The organism is Microbacterium sp. AK031, assembly GCF_024807145.1.
In the GTDB taxonomy this organism is placed as follows: domain Bacteria; phylum Actinomycetota; class Actinomycetes; order Actinomycetales; family Microbacteriaceae; genus Microbacterium.
The window spans coordinates 141,978-162,953 of the sequence record NZ_JANUCA010000008.1 but is presented as its reverse complement, the minus strand read 5'-3'; the positions used below and the strand labels follow the sequence as shown (position 1 = coordinate 162,953).

General features: G+C 67.9%; 24 protein-coding genes and 1 pseudogene. 9 read left to right on the top strand and 16 right to left on the bottom strand.

Translation table 11 applies throughout. The features are described from left to right. Both HDC95_RS14820 and HDC95_RS14815 read right to left on the bottom strand, forming a co-directional pair. Positions 1 to 1,029: an ABC transporter ATP-binding protein gene (locus tag HDC95_RS14820; RefSeq protein WP_396652717.1), complete on the bottom strand. Its 1,029-nt coding sequence runs from the start codon at positions 1,027 to 1,029 to the stop codon at positions 1 to 3. Between the two features lie 22 nt (positions 1,030 to 1,051). Further along, complete coding sequence (locus HDC95_RS14815) at positions 1,052 to 1,717, bottom strand: ABC transporter permease (RefSeq protein WP_259064388.1); 666 nt, start codon at positions 1,715 to 1,717, stop codon at positions 1,052 to 1,054. 124 nt (positions 1,718 to 1,841) lie between these two features. Here HDC95_RS14815 and HDC95_RS14810 point away from each other — a divergent pair, with 124 nt between their 5' ends. After that, positions 1,842 to 2,705 carry an IclR family transcriptional regulator gene (locus HDC95_RS14810; protein ID WP_259064387.1) on the top strand — a complete coding sequence of 288 codons (864 nt, stop codon included), beginning with the start codon at positions 1,842 to 1,844 and terminating at the stop codon, positions 2,703 to 2,705. Between the two features lie 27 nt (positions 2,706 to 2,732). Here the strand turns inward: HDC95_RS14810 and HDC95_RS14805 are convergent, their stop codons facing one another. From HDC95_RS14805 to HDC95_RS14765, 9 genes and pseudogenes are all read right to left on the bottom strand, one after another. Further along, entirely contained in the window at positions 2,733 to 3,269 is a 537-nt protein-coding gene (locus HDC95_RS14805; protein ID WP_259064385.1) for a histidine phosphatase family protein, read from the bottom strand. Beyond that, positions 3,266 to 4,414 carry an ABC transporter ATP-binding protein gene (locus HDC95_RS14800; RefSeq protein ID WP_259064384.1) on the bottom strand — a complete coding sequence of 383 codons (1,149 nt, stop codon included), beginning with the start codon at positions 4,412 to 4,414 and terminating at the stop codon, positions 3,266 to 3,268. The genes HDC95_RS14805 and HDC95_RS14800 overlap by 4 nt, the downstream gene beginning before the upstream one ends. A 51-nt stretch (positions 4,415 to 4,465) precedes the next feature. Next, positions 4,466 to 4,891: an ABC transporter permease subunit gene (locus HDC95_RS14795; RefSeq protein ID WP_259064433.1), complete on the bottom strand. Its 426-nt coding sequence runs from the start codon at positions 4,889 to 4,891 to the stop codon at positions 4,466 to 4,468. Positions 4,892 to 5,354: 463 nt separating this feature from the next. Then, positions 5,355 to 5,783: pseudogene (locus tag HDC95_RS14790) on the bottom strand (ABC transporter permease); the annotation flags it as partial. 329 nt (positions 5,784 to 6,112) lie between these two features. Then, entirely contained in the window at positions 6,113 to 7,150 is a 1,038-nt protein-coding gene (locus tag HDC95_RS14785) for an ABC transporter substrate-binding protein (RefSeq protein ID WP_259064383.1), read from the bottom strand. 6 nt (positions 7,151 to 7,156) lie between these two features. Next, positions 7,157 to 7,963, bottom strand: coding sequence for a metallophosphoesterase (locus tag HDC95_RS14780; protein WP_259064382.1), 807 nt, complete (start codon positions 7,961 to 7,963; stop codon positions 7,157 to 7,159). After that, complete coding sequence (locus HDC95_RS14775; RefSeq protein WP_259064381.1) at positions 7,960 to 8,631, bottom strand: tyrosine-protein phosphatase; 672 nt, start codon at positions 8,629 to 8,631, stop codon at positions 7,960 to 7,962. Before HDC95_RS14775 ends, HDC95_RS14780 begins: the two co-directional genes overlap by 4 nt. A gap of 139 nt (positions 8,632 to 8,770) precedes the next feature. After that, positions 8,771 to 9,601 carry a MurR/RpiR family transcriptional regulator gene (locus tag HDC95_RS14770; protein ID WP_259064380.1) on the bottom strand — a complete coding sequence of 277 codons (831 nt, stop codon included), beginning with the start codon at positions 9,599 to 9,601 and terminating at the stop codon, positions 8,771 to 8,773. Positions 9,602 to 9,698: 97 nt separating this feature from the next. Then, positions 9,699 to 10,355: an FMN-dependent NADH-azoreductase gene (locus HDC95_RS14765; RefSeq protein ID WP_259064379.1), complete on the bottom strand. Its 657-nt coding sequence runs from the start codon at positions 10,353 to 10,355 to the stop codon at positions 9,699 to 9,701. 76 nt (positions 10,356 to 10,431) lie between these two features. Here HDC95_RS14765 and HDC95_RS14760 point away from each other — a divergent pair, with 76 nt between their 5' ends. Next, the gene (locus HDC95_RS14760) at positions 10,432 to 10,770 is read left to right on the top strand and encodes a helix-turn-helix domain-containing protein (RefSeq protein ID WP_259064378.1); all 339 of its coding nucleotides are present in this window, start codon (positions 10,432 to 10,434) and stop codon (positions 10,768 to 10,770) included. A gap of 108 nt (positions 10,771 to 10,878) precedes the next feature. On the opposite strand, the gene HDC95_RS14755 is transcribed toward HDC95_RS14760, so the two are convergent. Continuing rightward, the gene (locus tag HDC95_RS14755; protein WP_259064377.1) at positions 10,879 to 12,396 is read right to left on the bottom strand and encodes an SDR family NAD(P)-dependent oxidoreductase; all 1,518 of its coding nucleotides are present in this window, start codon (positions 12,394 to 12,396) and stop codon (positions 10,879 to 10,881) included. 106 nt (positions 12,397 to 12,502) lie between these two features. Between HDC95_RS14755 and HDC95_RS14750 the strand changes: the two genes are divergently transcribed. Beyond that, the gene (locus HDC95_RS14750; protein WP_259064376.1) at positions 12,503 to 13,555 is read left to right on the top strand and encodes a M4 family metallopeptidase; all 1,053 of its coding nucleotides are present in this window, start codon (positions 12,503 to 12,505) and stop codon (positions 13,553 to 13,555) included. After that, on the top strand, positions 13,530 to 13,955 hold the full coding sequence (locus tag HDC95_RS14745) for a hypothetical protein (RefSeq protein ID WP_259064374.1): 426 nt from the start codon (positions 13,530 to 13,532) through the stop codon (positions 13,953 to 13,955). Before HDC95_RS14750 ends, HDC95_RS14745 begins: the two co-directional genes overlap by 26 nt. 109 nt (positions 13,956 to 14,064) lie before the next feature. Here the strand turns inward: HDC95_RS14745 and HDC95_RS14740 are convergent, their stop codons facing one another. Then, complete coding sequence (locus HDC95_RS14740) at positions 14,065 to 15,150, bottom strand: mechanosensitive ion channel family protein (RefSeq protein ID WP_259064373.1); 1,086 nt, start codon at positions 15,148 to 15,150, stop codon at positions 14,065 to 14,067. A 127-nt stretch (positions 15,151 to 15,277) separates the two neighbouring features. Between HDC95_RS14740 and HDC95_RS14735 the strand changes: the two genes are divergently transcribed. Together HDC95_RS14735 and HDC95_RS14730 are read left to right on the top strand one after the other, a co-directional pair. Beyond that, the gene (locus HDC95_RS14735; RefSeq protein ID WP_259064370.1) at positions 15,278 to 16,180 is read left to right on the top strand and encodes a VOC family protein; all 903 of its coding nucleotides are present in this window, start codon (positions 15,278 to 15,280) and stop codon (positions 16,178 to 16,180) included. A 7-nt stretch (positions 16,181 to 16,187) separates the two neighbouring features. Beyond that, positions 16,188 to 16,403 (top strand): hypothetical protein, encoded by a 216-nt coding sequence (locus tag HDC95_RS14730; RefSeq protein ID WP_259064368.1) that lies wholly within the window; start codon positions 16,188 to 16,190, stop codon positions 16,401 to 16,403. Between the two features lie 3 nt (positions 16,404 to 16,406). On the opposite strand, the gene HDC95_RS14725 is transcribed toward HDC95_RS14730, so the two are convergent. Next, positions 16,407 to 17,591 (bottom strand): FAD-dependent oxidoreductase, encoded by a 1,185-nt coding sequence (locus HDC95_RS14725; RefSeq protein ID WP_259064366.1) that lies wholly within the window; start codon positions 17,589 to 17,591, stop codon positions 16,407 to 16,409. Positions 17,592 to 17,699: 108 nt separating this feature from the next. On the opposite strand from HDC95_RS14725, the gene HDC95_RS14720 reads away from it, so the two are divergent. Genes HDC95_RS14720 through HDC95_RS14710 form a run of 3 tightly spaced genes read left to right on the top strand, consistent with a single transcriptional unit; the run spans position 17,700 to position 19,367 of the window. Next, positions 17,700 to 18,026 (top strand): hypothetical protein, encoded by a 327-nt coding sequence (locus HDC95_RS14720; RefSeq protein ID WP_259064365.1) that lies wholly within the window; start codon positions 17,700 to 17,702, stop codon positions 18,024 to 18,026. A gap of 44 nt (positions 18,027 to 18,070) precedes the next feature. Continuing rightward, the gene (locus HDC95_RS14715) at positions 18,071 to 18,562 is read left to right on the top strand and encodes a hypothetical protein (protein ID WP_259064363.1); all 492 of its coding nucleotides are present in this window, start codon (positions 18,071 to 18,073) and stop codon (positions 18,560 to 18,562) included. A gap of 22 nt (positions 18,563 to 18,584) precedes the next feature. Continuing rightward, entirely contained in the window at positions 18,585 to 19,367 is a 783-nt protein-coding gene (locus tag HDC95_RS14710; RefSeq protein ID WP_259064362.1) for a ribonuclease H, read from the top strand. Positions 19,368 to 19,569: 202 nt separating this feature from the next. On the opposite strand, the gene HDC95_RS14705 is transcribed toward HDC95_RS14710, so the two are convergent. Then, the gene (locus HDC95_RS14705) at positions 19,570 to 20,559 is read right to left on the bottom strand and encodes an SRPBCC family protein (RefSeq protein ID WP_259064360.1); all 990 of its coding nucleotides are present in this window, start codon (positions 20,557 to 20,559) and stop codon (positions 19,570 to 19,572) included. Position 20,560: 1 nt separating this feature from the next. After that, on the bottom strand, positions 20,561 to 20,947 hold the full coding sequence (locus tag HDC95_RS14700; RefSeq protein ID WP_259064359.1) for a helix-turn-helix transcriptional regulator: 387 nt from the start codon (positions 20,945 to 20,947) through the stop codon (positions 20,561 to 20,563). Between the last annotated feature and the right edge of the window lie 29 nt (positions 20,948 to 20,976).

Sequence of the window (20,976 nt, the reverse complement as noted above, 5' to 3'; positions counted from 1 at the left end):
TCAGCGCGTCCCCTCGATGGCGGCGGCATCCGGTGCGTCCGTGAGCACCGCGGAGATCCCGGCGTTGTCGATGGATCCGCGCACTCGACCGTCGGCATCGACCACGTTCACGACCGGCGCACCGGTGACCATGAGCAGATCGAGTGCGTCGCGCAGCGAGACGTCGAGATCGAGCTGCGGAGCCCCGTCGGCTGCCGGCCGCAGCCGCGCCTCTGAGACCGGGATGAGTGCGAGTCGCTTCAGCGCGGCGCCATGGCCGATGAATGATGCCACGTATTCGTTCGCCGGATTCGCGAGGATGTGCGCCGGGGTGTCGAACTGCTCGATGTGCGAGCGGTCGCTGAGCACGGCGATCCGGTCCCCGAGCTTGATCGCCTCGTCGAAATCGTGGGTGACGAAGATGATCGTCTTGCCGATGTCGGCCTGAAGGCGCAGGAACTCCGCCTGCAGCTTCTCGCGTGTGATCGGGTCAGTGGCGCCGAACGGTTCGTCCATGAGCATGACCGGCGGATCGGCGGCGAGCGCACGGGCGACGCCCGCTCGCTGCTGCTGGCCGCCGGAGAGCTGCTTCGGATACCGCTTCGCGAACTGCCCAGGGTCGAGCTGCACAGTCTGCAGCAGCTCATCGACGCGCTCGGCCGTCTTCGCCTTCGACCAGCCGAGCAGGCGGGGGACGACGCCGATGTTCTCGGCGATCGTCAGGTGCGGGAACAGTCCGATCTGCTGAATGACGTAGCCGATGTGGCGGCGGAGCTGGTTGGGGTTCATCGACAGGATGTCAGTGCCGTCGATGCGGATGGAGCCGCCCGTCGGCTCGATGATGCGGTTGATCATCTTCATCGTCGTCGTCTTGCCGCATCCGCTGGGCCCTACGAACATCACGAGTTCGCCCGGGGCGATCTGCATCGAGAAGTCTTCGACGGCCGGCGCTTCCTGTCCCGGGTAGACCTTGCTGACGCCGCGGAGCTCGATGCCGACTCCGCGCTGCTTCTGCGCGATCGCGGAGAGGAAACCGGTGTCGGTGGACACCTTCTGTGTGTCGGTGGTGAGATCAGGCACGAAGACCCCTCGAGGTTGTGTATCGGGAGATGAGAACGAACGCTCCATCGACGAGGAGCGCGAGGACGATGACTCCGACGGTGCCGGCGAGGGCGTAGTTCAACGCGTTCTTCGAACCGAGCGACGAGAGTCCTTTGAAGATGTACTGGCCGAGTCCGGGGCCGGCGACGTACGCTGCGATCGCGGCGATGCCGAGCGAGAGCTGTGCGGCGACGCGAGTGCCGGTGAGGATCACGGGCCAGGCGAGCGGCAGCTGGGTGGTGAGCAGCACCCTGGACCTGCTCATTCCCATGGCCGTCGCCGACTCGAGGATGTGAGCGGGGATCTCGCGGAGGCCGACCACCGTGTTGCGAATGATCGGCAGCAGCGAGTAGAAGACGAGGGCGACGATCGTCGGCCCCCATCCGAGGCCGAGGATCGGGCTGAGCAGCGCGAGCAACGCGAGCGACGGGATCGTGATCGCGACGGATGCCGAGGTGATCGCGATCGCCCGCGGCGTCGCGCGGTCCCAGACGAGCAGCCCGAGAACCACCCCGATGACAAGCGCGATGGCGAGCGAGATCACAACGACGAGCAGGTGCTCGGCCGCCAGCTGGAGGATGTCCTCCCAGCGGCGTTCGAGGAACTTCGTGACGTTGTCGAGATCGAATCCTGACACGGACTGTCGCTCCTTTCTCAACGGTGAGGGGATCGTCCGAGTGACGATGACATCAGGTTAGGGAACAGATGACATTCCCACAACGCATGTTGACCATATGGCAACGGCCACCTACGCTGTGGAGATGACCTCCACGCAGAGCGCCGCGCGTCGCAACTCCTCAGGGTTGGGTCGGGACATCGAGATCGTCGAGTTGCTCGGCAGCGATGAGGCCGTCGCAGAAGGCGGTCTGGGCGTGATGCGGATCGCACAGCTCACCGGCCGAGACAAGGCGGTGATCTCTCGGACGATGGCGACGCTCGCCGATGCCGAGCTCGTGGTCCGCGATGACACGACCATGAACTACCGGCTGGGAAGCCGCCTGTTCGCGATCGCCGCGCGCACCACCGAGGCGACGCTGGTCTCTCGCGCCCGCCCCCACCTGCGCAACATCGCGCAGTCGACGCGCGAGACCACTCACCTGTGCGTACTCCGCGGTGGGAACGTGCTGACGGTGCTGAGCGAGCTCAGTCCGCATGAGTTCCGAACGACTGGGTGGGAGGGCGTGACGACGGCCGCGTGGCGTACGCCTTCCGGCCGCGTGCTCATCAGCGACTGGGATCGCGCGTCGCTCACCCGCTGGTACCAGGAGCACGGCAGGGACCAGCCCCTGGTCGGGCCGTTGAACCCGGCGATGGCGGCAGCGGGATTCGCGGTGCTGGAGACCCCACCGGAGAACAAGGCGATCGTGCGCGACCTCGATTCGCTTCTCACCGAGCTGCAGAGAATCCGTGAACGCGGTTACGCCACACTCGATGAGGAGCTCGAGCTCGGAGTGGTCGGGGCCTCCGCTCCGATCACGGATTTCACCGGGCACATCGTCGCGGCCATCAATGTGAGCGCGCCGAAATCGCGTATCGGGGGGCAGGTGGACCGGCTCGGCGCCTACGTCGCGCAGGCCGCACGCGAGCTTTCGATCTCGCTGGGTTCGCCGGCGACGCAGGGTTGAGTGCAATTGACGCGCTCGCGTCACGGCTCAGCTCAGGAACCTCGCAACGAACCGTTCGGCGCCATCCCGCTCCAGCAGCACCACCTGGCCATTAAGGATCCGCGGGCACGTGCCGGCGGTGAGCGCTTCGACGCCCACACGCAGCAGAGTGCCATGCGCGACGACGATGCTGTCGCCCTCCAACTGCTCGATGTGCGTCAGCACCCGCCGCGCCCGCTCGGTCGTCTCGTGTAGCGGCTCAGCATCCGGATAGTCGGAATCCGGCCAGCGCTCGCGCGCCTCGCTCACCGCCATCCCCTCCGCAGCCCCGTAATCGCGTTCGATCAGGCGCTCGTCCATCATGACTTCCGCATGAGCGAGCTTCCGTCTGATCAGCGACGCAGTCTCGGCCGCGCGGTCCAGGGGCGATGAGACGATGCGAGCCCACTCGGCACGGGACAACAGCTCCGCGGCACTCTCCGCCTGAGCTCGGCCATGCGCGTCCAGCGGGATGTCGGCACGCCCCTGCATGCGCCGGGCCAGGTTCCACGCGGTGCGCCCGTGCCGGACGAGAGCGACCGTCACGCGCGGGCGAAGGAGGTCGAGCGGGCGGACGCCACGGCATCCGTGGAATCGTCGGCAGACGGCTTCCCCGCCGAGCCGACGCGATCACCCGGCGCCTGCGCGCCCGGCTCCGCGTCGGGATACACCAGCGCCCGCCCCACGGCGACCCGCATCCGATCTCCGACCCGAGGGCGGATGCCATGCGTGCGCGCACGTACGGCGACGCCGCACCAATCGACCATGAGGTCGCTTCCCTCGGGTGTGAACAGCGACGAGCGCACGACCGCATCGCCATCATGATCGGGCGTGACATCGATCGCCGATGGCAGCAACGATGCGTGGGCTCGACCAGGTGCGGGCATGTCGGCGTCGCGCGAGAGCCGGAGCGGGTGTCCGTCGGCGCGGAACTCTTCGGCGTCCACGACACCGGGGACGAGCGTGGCATCCGAGAGGAATCGGGCGACGAACCCGCTCGCGGGGCGCGTCACCAGCTCGTCCGGTGTGCCGACCTGGCGGATCCTCCCCTCATCGAGCACGGCGACCCGATCCGCGAGCCCGAGCGCCTCGGAACGATCATGCGTGACGTGCACCACGGTGAGGCCGAGCTCGCGGGTCAGGGCGTGCAGCTCCAGTCGCAGGTGATCCCGCAGGGGCTCGTCCAGCGCCGACAGCGCCTCGTCGAGCAGCAGCACACGAGGACGCGCGACCAGCGCCCTGGCGAGGGCCACCCGCTGACGCTGACCTCCAGAAAGCGTCGCGGGGTCTCGGCGTGCGTAGCCTGCGAGTCCGACGAGTTCGAGCGCCGAGGCGACACGTGCCGTGCGCTCCGTCTTCGGCGCCCCGGCGCGGCGCAGCGGGTACTCGACGTTGCGCCCGACGTTCCAATGCGGCCAGACCGCGTGCTGCTGGAAGACCATGCCCAGCTCACGTTGTTCCGGCGGCACGAACGTCTTCCCCTCCGCCACAGTGCGGTCGCCGATCGCCACGCGGCCGCTCGTGGGCGAGAGGAACCCGGCGATCGTGCGCAGCAGCGTGGTCTTGCCGGATCCGGATGGCCCCACCAGCGCGATGAACTCGCCATCGTCGACGTGCATGTCGATCGATTCCAGGCCGACGGCGCCGGATGGGTAGCGGACCGATACGGACTCGAGATTCACGGATGCCATGACGGCTCGCTTTCAGAATGTGCGGAGGTTCAGAACGTGCGGAGGTCGGGTTCATGAGGGGCGGCGGGTGGCCAAGCCGATGACGGCGATGCCGAGCACGGCCACGACGAGCGACCACGCCGCGGCGGTGCTGAACGCGCCGGCCTGCTGAAAATTGAAGATCGCGACGCCGAGCGTCTGCGATCCGGGTGAGAGCAGCAGTACAGACAACGTGAGCTCGCGCACGGCAGTGGCCGCGACGACGACCGCGCCGGAGATGGCTGCGGGGAGCGCCATCCGGGATGAGATGTCGATCAGCGCGCGAAGGCGCCCTGCCCCGGAGATGCGTGCCGCCTCTTCGGCGCTGGTCGGTGTGCTCGACAGGGGCGCCGTGACCGACTGCACCACCAGCGCGGTGAACGAGGTGATGTAGGCGGCCAGTATCAACCAGGGCGTGTTGAACAGTCCGATGCGCGGAGCGAGGATGAGCCACGCCACGGCGATCACGATCCCGGGCACAGCCTGCGGCAGCAACGGCGTTCAGTCCCTTGGCGGCGCGTGCAGACGTGCGCGTCGTGAGCACGCCGATGCCCAGTCCGAGCACCCCGCAGACGACGGCGGCGAGTGTTGCGAGCATGACCGAGTTGGCTGCGCCGGACAGCGCCGTCGACGACGAAAGCGCTTTGGCGAAGTTGTCGAACGTGAGGTTCTCGAACGTCAGCGGCACGCCGGGAGCGCGCAGCAGCGACTGCGTGAGCAGCGCGAGAAGCGGCAGCAATGTGATGGCCAGCACGATCGTCCACATCGCGATCCCCAACGGTGTGCGCGCCCGCCCGAGTGGGAGCGGTTGGGCGGGAGAGGACGAGACGTCGAGCTCCCAGCCGCGACGTCCGATCGTCGCGTTCAGCAGCAGCGCGCCGACCGCGAGAACGAGCAGGACCACGCCGATGGTCGCGACGACGGCGAGCGGCTCCTCCACGATCCCGGACTGCAGATACCGGTAGACGAGCGTCGCGAGCGTCACGTAGCGCTCGGGCAGGCCGATGATCGAGGGGATGCCGAAATCGGCGAGGTTGCTCACGGCGATCAGCAGGAACGACGACAGCAGCGCCGGACGCAGCAGCGGCACGGTGACCGAGAACAGCGCTCGCGCCGGCCCCGCGCCGGAGATGCGCGCGGCCTGTTCGAGGTCGGACGGGATGCGCCGCAGTGCCGCCGAGACGATGAGCATGGCGAGCGGATAGCTGTGCACGGTGAGAAGCATGATCACCCCGTCCGCACCGTAGATCGACCACAGCGGCCCGCCGAACATTCCGCGCCACCAGACGTTGAGTGGGCTCGACGGCCCTGCGATCCCGAGCCACGCGATCGCGCCGACGAACGGCGGCATCAGCAGTGGCGAAAGCGCGATCAGACGAAGCACGCGGCGATGACGCAGATCGGTGCGCTCGAGAACGACCGCGAACGCCGCCCCCACCGCCACCGCGGCGAGCGCAGACGACGTGGCCGAGACGAGGCTGTTGACCGCGGCCTCAACGACGTCGCCCTGCACGAGCACGCCCAGCTGAGAGCCGCCCGCCGTGAGAGTGAAGATGGCGCCGATGGGCACGAGCACGACCGCCCCGCACACGATCCACAGGGCGACGGTCAGCGCATCGACGCCGTCGAGGCCCCGAGACCGGCGTGCTGCCGACCTCGGGGCCTGAACGAGAGTACTCACTACTGGAACAGCTCCCGGAAGGTCTCCACCGCGCCGGCCTGCGTGGAGCGGATGGTCTCGAGGTCGGGCGCGAGGATGGCGATGTCATCGAGCTCGGGGGCGCCCTCCGGAGTGCCGACGTCGGAGCGCACCGGCAGGTACGACTGCGCGACGGCGAGCTTCTGCCCCTCGGCGCTGACCAGGAAGTCGACGAACGCCTCGGATGCTTCGACATTCTCCGAATCCGCGAAGATGCCGACCGGCTGCGAGACGAACGGCACGCCCTCGCTCGGGTACGAGACGGCGATCGGAGAACCCTGGTCGGCGAGCTCGCGCACCAGGTAGTCGACGACGATGCCAACGGGCTGGGTGCCGGTGGCCACGGCCTGCGAGACAGGACCGTTGCTGTCGGCGATCACCGGACGGTTCGCCGCGAGTGCCGTGAGCCACTCTTCGCCGAGCTCGGGCTCATCCAACCACACGGCGGCGTTGTATGCCGCGGCGCCCGAGACGTCGGGGTTGGGCATCACGAGACGATCGGCGTACTCGGCGTCGGTCAGGTCGGCCCACGACTCGGGCGCCTCCTCGACCATGTCGGTGTTGTACGCGATGACGGTGGGGATGATGCGCGTGCCGACGTAGAAGCCCTCCGGGTCGACGACGGCGGGGTCGAGTGCATCGACGTCGGCGGGTGTGTACTCGCGCAGCAGGTCGTCTGCGGCGTAGTTCTCGAAGGTGGGCGCATCCGCGGCGAGGAACACGTCGGCCTGGATCTTGCCGGTCTCCTTCTCGGTCGCGACGCGAGTGGTGAGGTCGCCGGTGCCCGCGCGGAACACCTCGACCGTGATCTCCGGGTGCACCTCGTTGAAAGCTGCGACGAGTTCGTCCGCCTTCTCCTGCGGCTCGGACGTGTAGAGGGTGATCGTGGTGGGCTCGAGCGCGTCGGCGGTCTCGGCGTTGCTCTCACCCGCCTCCGACGATGCGGCTGCGCAGCCGGTGAGGGCGATGGCTGCGACGCCGAAGGCGGCGACAGCTGTGGCGAGGCGTGAGCGGGACATAGCTTCCTAACTGTTCTGATGTGCGGGTACAGGAACGGCGGATGAGAAGAGGGGCGAGGGCGATTCGAGGCTCACGCTGGTGGCCGTCATGCCTTCGGAGAGCAGGTGCACGATCGAGAACATCGCCCGGTCGTGTCCGCTGATGAGGTCGGGGCGCGCGTCCATCACCTGGTGGTACGCCAGCGACGGACCGACCGTGACGGGGATCCCGCGCAGGTGCGCCGCGAGCGGATGGTGGAAGTGCCCGGCCAGGATGACGCGGGCATCCGTGCCCTCGACGACGTCGAGGAACGCCCCCGCATCGCGCAGTCCTGCCTTGGCGAGCGTCGGCAGCGGCGAGCCGAGCGGCGGGTGGTGAAGGGCGATGATCGTGCCGTCGCGATGCGGCGCTGCCAGTTCGCCCGCCAACCATTCCCGCTGCGCCTGACCGAGCTCTCCGGATGACGTGTCGAGGAGGATGATGCGCAGGCCGGCGACGAGCACCGTGCGGTGATGCGACTGCTCGTGTCCGCGAAGCATGCGCGCAGCATCCGGTTCGTCATGGTTGCCGAGGACGGTGAGCACGGGGGCCTGGACGACCTGCTCGAGATCCGCGAGAGCGTCGCGCACCGCACCGTACGCGGCCGAGTTGCCGCGCTGGATGAGGTCGCCGGTGACGACGACCGCCTCCGGCGTGATCCGCGCACGGCGGGCGTACTCTCCGACCGACTGCAGTCGTTCGAGACCGTCGACTGCGTCGTAGAGCAGACCGCTGTGCGTGGCGTGCACGTCGCTGACGTGCAGCACGGTGAGGCGTCCGCTGGCCCGGCTCATGCCGCTGCCTCGCGCTTGCGTCGCAGCTTGTCGCGCTGCGCTTCCGACAGCCCGTTCCGGGTGAGATAGGCCACGGCTCCGCCGAGCTCGTCGATGACGGCGAGCGCGTGCTCGATCGCCTCGCGCGGGCTCGCCAGGTGCAGGCGCAGCGTCTCATCGCGCTCAGTGGCGGGAAGTTCGCGGGCGAGCGCCAAGGCGTGGAGTTCGCGAACTGGCCGGACGTCGGGTTCGGACAGCACGTAGTCCGCCACGACCTGTTCAGCGGAGTCTCCGGCGGCGAGACGGGCGAGCGCCACCACCAGTCCGGTGCGGTCCTTGCCTGCGGTGCAGTGCACGAGGGCGGCCCCCTCGGCATCCGCGATGATCCCGACCGCCGTGGCCAGCGCGCCACCGCGCTCGCGCAGCAGCGTCTCGTAGACGTCTTCCAGACGCCCGGTCTGCGGCGGCGGGGCCCCGTAGATCCCCACCGAGCGCACCTGGATGCCGTGCTCGGAGGCGCCGATCTCGCTCGGCTCGCGCAGATCGATGATGACGCTCACGCCCAACGCGCGCAGCGTCGAGGCACCCTCGGCGCTGAGTGCTTCCGGAGCGCCGGTGCGGATGAGCCACGGTGCCGACTCACTCGTCGCCCGGGCATTGAACAGCCCGTCGATTCCGATCGTCCGCATTCTCGTCCCGCCTGTTACGTGTGTTTCATTCCGGTTGGAATCTGATTACACAGGCAGGTTGACCCGTCTCAGTGACAGGCAGGTGACCGGAAGACGACCGGCAGGAGAACGATCGGGGCGTCGACGCCGCGATCGGCGCTCAGTCCTCGCTCAGCGCGTCGGCGACGACATGGCGCATCTCCGCGACGTCGGCGTGCCCGGCATCCCTCGCGAGTGCACCGTGCAGCGCGTGCAGCACGACCGAGTGTCCGAGCCGGGCCAGATACGGGTCCAGGTCGTGGGCCGATCCGACCGGCCCGGTGGCGATGACGATGTCGGCGGCCCGCCCGAGGGGCGAGCGCGTGTAGCTCGTTATGAGTGCGACTGTGGCGCCGCGCTCGGAGGCCGCCGTGCACGCGCGCAGCGTCTGCACGTTCGCCCCGGAATAGCTCAGCGCCAGGCACATGTCGTCGGAGGTGAGCGAGTGCACGGCGAACTGCTGCGCGAGCGCGTCGATCGGCGCCTCGACAGGCCGCCCCAGTCCGCTCAGCCGCATCGCGAGATCCTGCAGCGGCGGCCCGGAGAACCCGTTGCCGACGAGCACGACGCGGCGCGCCCTCCGCAACGCGTCGATCGCCGCCTCGATGCGCCCCGGATCCACGCTCTCCTGCGCGAGGCGCAGAGCATCCACCGCGTCATCGAAGGTGCTCCCCCCTGCGGCATCCTTCTGATCTCGCGGCACGAGCGGCGCGGAGCGCGCGAGCTCGAGGCGCAGATGCTGGAAGCCTCGGAATCCGAGGCTCTGGCACGCGCGGATCACCGTCGCAGTCGAGGTGCCCGCCGCCGAAGCCAGTTCGGCGGCGGACCAGTCCACGACGTCGTCAGGACGCTCCATGATGACGGCGGCGACGCGCCCCTCGCTCGGTCCGAGTGCGGACGACGCGGCTCGCACTCGGGCATGGACGCTGACGTCGGGGCGGACGATGGTCATCGACGGGTCCTCACCTGGGTGCGGCGCGTCGCGTGCACGCCATCGGGCCATAGCGTACCGGCCCCGATCAACCGGTTCGTTGCCCGACTGAGGGCTGTCAGGCGACTTTGGCGCTCCTGGTCGCGGCGAGCTCCTGACCATACACGCGGGCAGACTTCTCGGCCTTGTCCTTGAGCTCGTTCGCGACGTCGGTGAAGGCATCCATCGCCGGATTCACGCCGACGAGCGTGAACGGACGCTGCACGACGCGCAGGTCGAGGCCCCACACGTCCTCGAGCACGCGGCGCAGCCAGCCGGTGGAGTGGTCCCAGCCCTCCTTGGGCGTCCCTGGCGCGTAGTTGCCGCCGAGCACGGTCACCAGAGTCGCGGGCTTGCCGTTCAGCGCAGTACCCGTGGGGTCGATGCGAGGATCGGTGTACGCGAGGTCGAACCATGTCTTGAAGTGCTGTGAGACGCCGTAGTTGTACAGCGGAACCGCGAAGAGCAGGGCGTCGGCGTCGATCAGCTCGTCGGCGAAGGTCGCCGCAAGGGCTCGCGCCGCGTTCTGCTGCTCGCTGCGCTGGTCCTCGGCGACGAACTGCGCCGTGACGGCGTCCGCCCACACCGTCGCGGAAACCGGATCGGCGGCGAGGTCGCGCCTGGTCACGATCGAGTCGGGGTGGGATGCCGTCCACTCGGCCTCCACCAGATCGGCGAGCGAGCGGCTGGCGGATGTTGCGGGGAGGATGCTGGCATCCAGGCGGAACAGGGACATGCGAGACCTTTCGTTTTCGGAGTCGCTATGTTTTTATTAGCGACCGTGGTTAACGTAGCACATGTAGGATGGGGGCATGGCCGAGGCCGAAACAGCGATCCATGTGTGTGACGCAGCTGTCACACTGGCCTTCAGCGTGCTCGGAAAACGCTGGAACGGAATGATCGTCGCGACCCTCGGCGGGGGCCCCGCCACCTTCGTCGCTCTGCGTCGCGCGGTCGCCGGCATCAGCGACACCGTGCTCTCAGACCGCCTCGCCGAGCTCGCTCAAGCCGGGCTCGTCGCGCGCACGGTCGATGCCGGCCCACCGGTCACGGTGTCGTACGCTCTGACGGCGAGTGGCGAGGGGCTGCTGCCGATCCTCAACCAGCTCGGCGAGTGGGCGTCTGCGAACCTCGAGGTGCCGGCACACTGAGTGCGAGCCCGGGCACACTTGCACGACGACGGCACACTTGCACGACGAATCCGGGCATCCTGTCGTGCATCTGCGCCCCGGTCGTGCGTCTGTGCCGGGCGCCGGCGCTCACCAGGGGTTCGGCTTGTAATCCTTCAGGAACACCCCGTGCACGTCGACCCCGGCCTCGCCCTGCACGATCGGGTCGTACACGCGCGCGGCGCCGTCGACCAGGTCGAGTGGGGCGTGGAAGCCCTCCTCGGCGAGGCGCACCTTCGTGTGGTGGGGACGCTCGTCCGTGATCCAGCCGGTGTCGACGGCGGTCATCAGGATGCCGTCGGTCTCGAGCATCTCGCCGGCACTGGTGCGGGTGAGCATGTTGAGCGCGGCCTTGGCCATGTTCGTGTGCGGATGTCCAGGGCCCTTGTAGCGGCGGGAGAACTGCCCCTCCATCGCCGAGACGTTCACGACGTACTTCCGGTGCGCTTCTGATGCGGCCATCGACGCCCGCAGCCTGCTGATCAGCAGGAACGGCGCAGTGGTGTTCGCGAGCTGCACCTCGAGCATCTCGAGCGGATCGACCTGCTCGATCGACTGCACCCAGCTGTTGACGCGGTTGATGTCGGGCACCAGGCCACCCGCATCGATCGCACTGCCGTCGGCGTGCTTCTCCAGCGACGACGATCCTGGCGCCATCGCGAGCCGGGCGAGGTCTTCGGCCGTCAGCGCCTGACCGCCCTGCTCGGCGACCGTGCCGCCGAGGGCGGCGACCGAGAGCAGCGGGTTGGAGTCGACGGATGCCTGCAGCGCCTGCGGGTGAGGGTCGACCGTGTGTCCGAACGTCTCCATCTCGGGCAGCGGTCCGTCTGGCAACGGCTGCATCTCCGCATCCGCCAGCAGAGAATATGCACCCGGCGAGCGCCTGACCGTCTGCGCGGCGTTGTTGATGAGGATGTCGAGCGGGCCCTGCGCCGCGACCGAATCGGCGAGCGCGATCACCTGTGCGGGGTCGCGCAGGTCGATGCCCACCACGCGCAGCCGGTGCAGCCAGTCGGCCGAGTCCGGGAGGGACGAGAACCGACGCACGGCGTCGCGCGGGAAGCGTGTCGTGATCGTCGTGTGCGCGCCGTCACGCAGCAGCCGCAGCGCGATGTGCATGCCGATCTTCGCGCGGCCACCGGTGAGCAGCGCGCGCTTGCCGGTCAGGTCGGTGCGGGCGTTGCGCTTGCCGTGACTGAAGCGCGCGCAGTCGGGGCAGAGCTGGTGGTAGAAGGCGTCGACGAGCGTGTACGGCTGCTTGCAGATGTAGCAGTTGCGGGGCTTGAGCAGTTCGCCGGCGATCGGGGCATCCACGGTCGTCTTGAGGTCGTTGCCGCGCGTCTCGTCGTCGATGCGGTCGGGTGCCCCGGTGGCGGTGTTCGCGACGACGGCCTTGTCGGCGTTGGCGATCGCGTCGCGAATCTCCTTGCGGCGCACGCGCTTGACTGCCTTGAACATCGCAGCGGTCGCGCGGCGTACGGCGACGTAGTCGGGATGCTGCTCATCGAGCTGATCCATGGAGGCGAGAACCCGCAGCGTCGTCTCGAGGTCTGCGGGGTCGAGGCCGTCGCCGAAATCGGAGGTGTCGGCAGCGGGCGCATCGGTCATTGGGCTGATTTTACGCGAGCGGGCTGGGAGAACCCGCCGCAGGGCCTGACGTGCAGTACAGGATGTGTTCACGAAAGTGTCTCCGCCCCGGCGTATCGTCGCCCGTATGGACCAGAGCGCATACGGCATCATCCCGGCATACCTTCTCGCCCGGCTGGCCGAGTCAGGGCGCTTCCCCAAGGCGGCGGATGCTGCGCGCCAGACGCTGCTCGCCGGTCGCCCGTCTTTCCGCGCCCGCATCAACTTGTCGATCGACGAGCAGGGCGATCTCGTCGCCGAGCTGTCGGACGCTCCGAATCGCACGATCAGCGACGCGCAGAACACCGAGACGCTGCCGGGTGTCGTGGTGCGTTCGGAAGACGACCCGGCGGTCGACGACGTTGCCGTGAATGAGGCGTTCGACGGGCTCGGCGCGACATTCGAGATGCTGCTGAGCGCTTTCCAGCGAAACTCCCTCGACGGTGCCGGCGCCCCTCTGGAGGCCACCGTGCACTACGGCGTCGACTACGACAACGCTTTCTGGGACGGAGAGCGCATGGTCTTCGGAGACGGCGACGGAGAGGTGTTCGGCGGGTTCACCGGTTCGATCACAGTCATCGGTCATGAACTCGCGCACGGAGTGATCCAGCACACCGCGAACCTCGAGTACCAGGGTCAGCCCGGCGCACTGAACGAGTCGATCGCCGACGTGTTCGGCGCGCTCACGGAGCAGTACAGCGAAGGACAGACCGCTGATCAGGCGAGCTGGCTCATCGGCGCCGGCATCTTCACCGACGAGGTGCAGGGCACGGCTCTGCGGTCGATGCTCGAACCCGGAACCGCCTACGACGACGACGAGCTCGGCAAGGATCCGCAGCCCGCGCACATGCGCGACTTCGTGCAGACGACGGAAGACAACGGTGGTGTGCACATCAACTCCGGCATCCCGAACCGCGCGTTCGCCCTCACGGCGACCACGCTCGGCGGCAACGCATGGGAGCGCGCCGGCCTCACCTGGTATCGCGCGCTGACCGGCGGGCTGACGACCACGGCGAGCTTCCGGGAGTTCGCGGATGCCACGATCGCCGCCGCTGTCGACGACGAGGTCGCCACAGCCACTCGCGCGGCGTGGGTCGCCGTGGGAGTCTATGAGGATGCGCGACGTAGCCCCACCGAGTGACCAGGACGACGGCGGATCAGCCGTCCTCATCGTCATCGTCCGCACGGGCGGTCTCGCCGGCATGCGGCGTCGCTGGCACGTCGAGCCGCCCCGCGAAGAGGCACCCCGCTGGATCGAACTGATCGATCACTGCCCCTGGGATGCTCCGGACCCGGCGCAGTCCGAGCCGCCCCACCCGAGCCCCACTCCGCGCGACTCGCCACAGCCGCGCCCGACCCAGCCTAGCCCGACCCCGCCTAGTTCCACCCCGACCCCGACCCCGCGTGGGGCCGACCGCTTCGTCTGGAGCATCCGGGCCCGCACCCCCGCTGCGCGGCTCGAACGCGAACTGCCGGATTCGGCGCTCGATGGCCCGTGGCGACGGCTGGTCGAGGCGGTTCGCGAAGCCTCAGCATCCTGAGTCTCGGCATCCCGACCGCCGGCACACTTGTCAGCCCGAATCACACATGTCAGTCGAGATCGGGGGTTTCCGACCGGCATCCGTAGCAATGCGCTGACAGGTGTACCGGTCAGCTGCCGGGGCGACCCTCCAGAGCCACGCGAGTGACCGGCAGCGCCTCCGGATGCTCCTGCTGCAGCCAGGTCATGATCTGCTCGCGCACGAGGCAGCGCAGATCCCACTGATCATCCGAGTTCGCGGCGGAGATCTTGAATCGCAGCGTGACATGGCCGCTTTCGGATCCGGTGACCAGCACGTTCGCTGAGCGCCTGTCCCACGCATCCGATGCCTCGACGATCTCCATGAACTTCTCGCGCACAGCATCCACCGGCACCCGCCAGTCGAGATCCATGTAGACCGTGCCGAGGATCTTCTCGGATCGCCTCGTCCAGCTCTCGACGGGCTGGGATGTGAAGTAGGTGCACGGCAGGATCAGCCGACGCTCGTCCCAGATGTAGACGACGACGTATGACAGGTTGATCTCGCCGATGCGGCCCCATTCGCCCTCGACAACGACGACGTCTCCGACCCTGATCGCATCGGTGAAGGCGATCTGCACGCCGGCGATGAGGTTGCCGAGCGTCGACTGCGCAGCGAGGCCGGCGATGATGCTGACGACTCCCGCGGAGGCGAGGATGCTGGTGCCCACCGCCCTGACCTCGGGGAAGGAGAACAGCACGGCGCCGATCGCGATGATCGAGATCAGGACGACGGCAAGACGGTTCAGGACGGTGAGCTGCGTCTGACGCCGTCGCGCCTCCGGGCTGGTGGAGTCTCGTCGGCTGTCGTACTGCATGAGCCGTTCCATGCCGAAGGTGACGACCGTCGACAGCAGCCATGCACCGACGAGCACGACGGCGATCAGCAGGATCCGCTGCAGCACCGGCCACCACGACAGGGCCGATGGGGCCGTGACGGCGCAGGCGATCCACACCGCGATCAGGAAGGCGAGGATCATCCCCGGCGCCCGGACGCGGCGCTCCAGGTCGCCGATCCAGGCGGAGCGGCCGCGGGCGCGTCCAGCCACGAACCGGACACAGATGACGACGACCGCCACGATCGCGACCGCCACGAGAAGGGCCACGATCGTCTCCACCCACGAGGCCCAATCCACGTGGGTACCACCTGGAGCGTTCTGGCCGAAGAGGAAAGGCATCGTTCCACCCTAGACAACGGGGATGCCAACGAGAAGCCCCTTGTTTCGCGTGCCCTGGCGGCGCACTCTGGATTCGAGGAGGTGCGCCGAATCGGACTGGCGAACCGTCCGCAGCAAAGGAGCTGTCATGTCGCAGAAGATCATTCCGAACATCTGGTTCGATCGGAACGCCGACGAGGCCGGCGCGTTCTACACCGATGTCTTCCCCGGAGCCACGGCGATCGTCGGCGCACGATATCCCGAGGAGGTGGCCGACTGGCAGACCGACTTCGCAGGCAAGACCCTGACGGTAGACCTCGTGATCGAGGGCTACCTGCTCACGCTCATCAACGCTGGTGATGAGTTCCGCCCGAACCCCTCCGTGTCGTTCATGCTGAACTTCGATCCGCTGCGCTTCGACGGCGATCGGGACGCAGCACGCGCCCGGCTCGACGAGACCTGGACGAAGCTCTCCGACGGCGGATCCGTGCTGATGGAGCTCGACGAGTATCCGTTCAGTCCGCGCTACGGGTGGGTGCAGGATCGCTATCGAGTGAGCTGGCAGCTGCTGCTGGCGAACCCTGAAGGAGATCCGCGACCGTTCCTGATCCCGCAGCTGATGTTCTGCGGTCCGGTGCAGAACAAGGCGCGCGAGGCCGCGGAGTATTACGCCTCGCTCTTCCCCGACGGCGAGGTCGGGTTCATCGCCGAGTACCCGAGGCAGACGGGGCCAGCGGAGCCCGGCAGCGTGATGTTCGGCGAGTTCCGGTTGGCCGGGCAGTGGTTCTCGATGACGGATTCTGCCGTCGAGCAGGAGATCACGTTCACCTGCGGAGTCTCGTTCGAGGTATCGGTCGCCGATCAGGACGAGCTGGACCACTACTGGAATGCGCTGTCCGCCGCGCCGGAGGCGGAAGTCTGCGGCTGGCTCGCCGATCGGTACGGAGTGAGCTGGCAGATCGTTCCGCAGAACATGGGCGAACTCATGAAGCGTCCTGGCGCGTACGAGAAGATGATGGAGATGAAGAAACTCATCATCGCCGACTTCTGAGGAATCCATGGGACTGTTCACACAACGACCGGATGACCCAGCCCCCTGGGCATCGCTGCCGGGAGAGCCGCTGGATCAGGAGGCCGTCGACACCCTCGACGGTGCAGCGACCGTCGATCCGCTCGATGTCGGAATGGGCGCGCAGACCACCTCGATCGTGTTCCCCGTAGCACCCGTCCTGGAAGAGGCCGCCGAGCAGACGAACGGCGAACCGGAGTCCTGACGGTCAGTCGATCGACTCCGGCCGTGCCCCCAGGCCGACGAACCTCCCGGTCAGGCGTGTGAGCCGTGGGTGATCGCGCACCATCCGCAGCGGAAGAGGCAGCGGCGCGCCCGGCTCGCGCGACGCGATCAGAGGACCCTGCAGCCGTCGCTGCATGAACTGGGTGACGCGCACCGGCCAGGTGCGGCGGCGCTGCACCCTGCGCAGGTCCGTGATCTCCGGCGCGCGCACACGCAGCACCGGTCCGAGCATGCGGGCGGCGGCCACGGCATCCTGGATCGCGAGGTTGATGCCGACGCCTCCCGCCGGCGACATGGCGTGCGCGGAGTCGCCGATGCACAGCATCCCATCGATGTACCAGCGGCGCAGTCGCTCGACCCTCACGCGCAGCAGGTGCACATCGTCCGCGGTGACTGAAGCGACAGCATCCGTCATGCGCGGCGAGATGCGCGCGACGCGCCTCCGCATGCGATCGATGTCGTCGTCCGACCCTGTCCAGGTGCCCGCAGGGATCACGTGCGCGATCTGGAAGAAGTCGTCGCGGTCGATCGTGATGATCATGCCGTCGCCCGCCTGAATGAACGGATAGACCTCGCCAGCGTGTTTGGTCAGGCGGAACCACAGCACGTCCATGGCTGCGGCCTTGCCGACCGGCGTGAGTCCGGCGGCCGTCCGCACATCCGAGTCGCGGCCGGACGCATCGACGACGAGCGGCGCCCGCACGGTGACGTCGCCGTCCGGCCCTGTGCCCGTGACGCCGACGACTCGACCGTGCTCGCGGACGAGCGCGTCGATGCGCGTCGACCGGAGCAGGCGGAATCCCGGATGCCGCTGCGCGGCGTCTGCGAGCAGGTCGAGGAAGTCCCACTGCGGCATGAACGTCATGACCTTGCGACGCGTGGGCAGTCCGGTGAAATCGGCGAGCGTGAGCTCAGTGCCCTGCCAGCTCAGACTGACCCGGGGCATGTCGGCGTGCGGCCGGGTGAGGAACTCGTCGAGGAGCCCGATGTCTGCGAGCAGTTCCTGGGTCGAGGGGTGGATGGTGTCGCCGCGGAAGTCACGGAGGAAGTCGGCGTGCTTCTCCACGACGGTGACCTCGAGCCCCTGGCGCAGCAGCAGCACCGCCAACATGAGTCCGGCGGGGCCACCGCCGACGATCACGCAGTCGGTGTCGATGTGGATGCTCATGGGTACACAATCGCGCTGTGCATGCCAGCTGGTCAATCACCACTTCGGCTCCGCACCTGTTGTCGATGCTGCGATAGCGTCTTCCCGAGACGACACGAGGGGGAACCCATGCCCACTGCCGAAGAGGCGTCGAGGCTGCTCGCACTGGCCCAGGGCGCACACGCGCGCGGAGACGCGCTGCTGCAGTTGCAGCTCGATGTCGGCCTGCTCACTGGTGAGAGGTCGACCTGGGGCTCGGCCGGAAACACCATGGCCGGCGACGAGAGCACCGGCTACTTCCTTGGCGAGGTCGAGAAGCTCGGCTGGCGGCTGGAGCACACCGGCTTCACGTTCGTCGAGAGCGGCGCGACCACATCGGCGCGCATGTTCGGCACGGGCGAGGGCGTCGTGAACCATGGCGCCGTGGTCGGGTACTACGTGTTCCGTCGGGCGTGAGTCGCGGCATCCCACTGCCCGAGGCCGCACGGCAGAATGAGACCATGAGCGACTACGAACCCGATGCGCATGTCATCGGTGAGGGGCTCCTGGCGACGCCCTTCACCGCTGACGAGATCCGTGAGGCGACGGGCGCTGGCAAGACGATCCGGCTTCTGGTCGAAGAACCACGCGGTACTCGATATCTCCGCGTGAACCGCTTTCACGAGACGGATGCCGACGGTGCCACCCTGGATCGTTGGAGATCCGGGGTGGACAGAGTCGTGGAAGGCGAGATCTCCAGCACCCGGGTGTCGTGGCGCGACCTGCAGGCGCACGCCGCGTTCCCTGCCGAGCGCACTGTGCTCTCGAGCGAGACGCTGTCGCTGCCGATCGGCCGACTCGAATGCCTCCGCTACGACGTGCGCGAAGGCCCCGAAGCGGCACCTGCGACGTTCTGGTTCGCCATGACGCACCCTGGTATGCCGGTGCGGTACGAAGCCCCGGTGGATGGTGGCGTGGAGCGCACGACGATCGTGGCGATCGAATGGCCTTAGCCATCCCCATTACGCTCGAAGGATGACGATCATCGCCGCCGCAGACGGCTCCGCTCTGGGCAATCCTGGCCCGAACGGCTGGGCCTGGTACATCGACGACGCGAACTGGGCGGCAGGCGGCTCACCGCACGGCACCAACAACCAGGGTGAGCTGCAGGCCGTGCTCGAACTGCTGCGCGCGACGGCCGGCACCGACGAGCCGCTGGTGATCATGTGCGACAGCAAGTACGTCATCGACTCGATCACCAAGTGGATGCCGGGGTGGAAACGCCGCGGATGGCGCAAGGCCGACGGCGCTCCCGTGCTCAACCGCGACCTGATGGAGTCGTTGGACGAGGCGATGCGCGGCCGAGATGTGAGGTTCGAGTGGGTCAAGGGTCATGCCGGCCACGACCTCAACGAGGCCGCCGACGAGCGGGCGAACAGTGCGGCGAAGGCCTATCAGGCGAAGCAGGAGCCGCGCCGCGGCCCGGGTTTCACCATGGGGACGGATGCCGGCGCCGCCGTCGCCGCGTCTGCCGCAGTGGCTGCGGGAGCAGCCGCTGCCCCTGCACCGGCCGCCGCGACGCGCGAGTCACCGGCGGCGCACGCATCACCGGCCGCCGCGCCATCCCGAGCGACAACGTCTGTCACGACGCCGCTGTGGGCCGAAGCATCCGATCTCCTCGACGGCCTGTCCGACGAATCCGATGTCGCGCCGGTCGAGTTGCACCTCACGCTGTCACCGGCCGAACTCACCCGCCTTCGTGCCCGCGCTGAGGCGCAGGGCGTCTCGCTGGAAGAGGCGCTGCGCCGTTTGATCTGACGGCGGGGCGGGCGGGCACGCCCGGCCCGCCCGCATAACTCCGGAGCTTTGTGCCGGATCCGCGTCATTCCGGCATCAGTACGGCTCGCAGCGGCAGTTTCTCCGGAGTTGTGCGGCGCTGCCCGCGCACAACTCCGCAAAGCTGAAGCCGAACGGCCCCGAATCCACCGGATCCGGGGCCGAACAGGCAAATGCTGAGGAGTTATGAACGGGAGGGGCTGAGCACCTCGCGCTCCAACCGCGCGTACGACTCCTCCATGCCGTCGGCCATGCCGGTGGCGAGGATCATGTCGCGCGTATCCTTGTCGGGGTACTCGATGAGGAGCGTGAGGAGCGTCGCTCCGTCTTCCTCGTAGAGGTTGAGGTCGTTGAGCGTCGACGGACCTTCCATACCCTGCATCCGCTCGGTGCTCACCTCGCGGCGCGGAGCGTCGACGAGCAGCACCTCACCCTCGAAGCCGAAGGCCTCGCCCTCGGTGTCGCCGACGGGCGCCCAAGATGTGCGGTGGACGTCGCCCGGGGCTGCACCGATGACGGACTCCGTCATCTCCCAGCCGTCCGGTCCGAGCATCCACTGCTTCAAGAGCTCTGCGTCGTGGTGCGCGCGCCAGACCAGCTCGCGCGGACCGTCGACCAGGCGAGTGATGCGCACGTGCGTGTCGTCGAGCAGCTCGACGCGAATGCCCTTGCCCTGCGCGTATTCACGGAGGTCTTGCAGCACGACATCCAGTTGGTTCATCGCCATGCGCGAGCCCTCGACTGCTCCCATCGCGACGACCTGCTCCAACGCTTCGGCGGAGTCGAAGTGGCTGGTGTTGATCATGCGGCTGCCATCGGCCGTTGACTCGAACGCGAAAGTCATCCGCATCGAGGGGAACCCTTCGAGCGGCTTGCCCTCATCGTCGACGAAGGCGTCGATGACCTCGAATCCGTGGGGCTCGAGGATGTTCAGGAACTCCCACGATCCGCCGGAGCGTTCGCCCTTCGGGCTGGTCATGTAATAGACCGCCTTACCACCGACTGTGAAGTCGAACTGGTGGAAAGTCGACGGCCATCCGGGAGGGCCCCAGAACCTTTCGAGCTGGCTCGGGTCGGTGAATGCCTTCCAGAGGCGTTCGATGGGGGCCGCAAAGTCAGCGACGAGAGTCATGGTGCGGTTCTCAGCGTCGGTGCTGATGTCGGTGACAGGCATTTCAGTTCCTTCTCGTCGGTGAGTCTGGATCGGATGAATCGGACGTGCTGGATGCTTCAGATGACAGGAGGTCGTCGAGGCGGGAGATGCGAGCCCGCCACAGCTCTTCGTACCGGGCGAGCAACGCCCGAGCGCGCGCGATCATCTCGGGATTCGCGCGGACGAGCCGCTCGCGTCCCTCGGCGCGTTTGATGATGAGGCCCGCGGCCTCAAGAACGGCGACGTGCTTCTGCACCGCAGCGAACGACATGTCGTAGTCACCCGCGAGGGCCGACACCGACTGCTCTTCGTTGATCGTGCGGCGCAGGATATCGCGCCTCGTCGCCGTCGCCAGTGCGTGGAACACACGGTCGGTCTCCGCTTCGCTCAGTTCATATTGTGCAACCATTTGGTTGTAGGTTACGACGAAGCGGATGC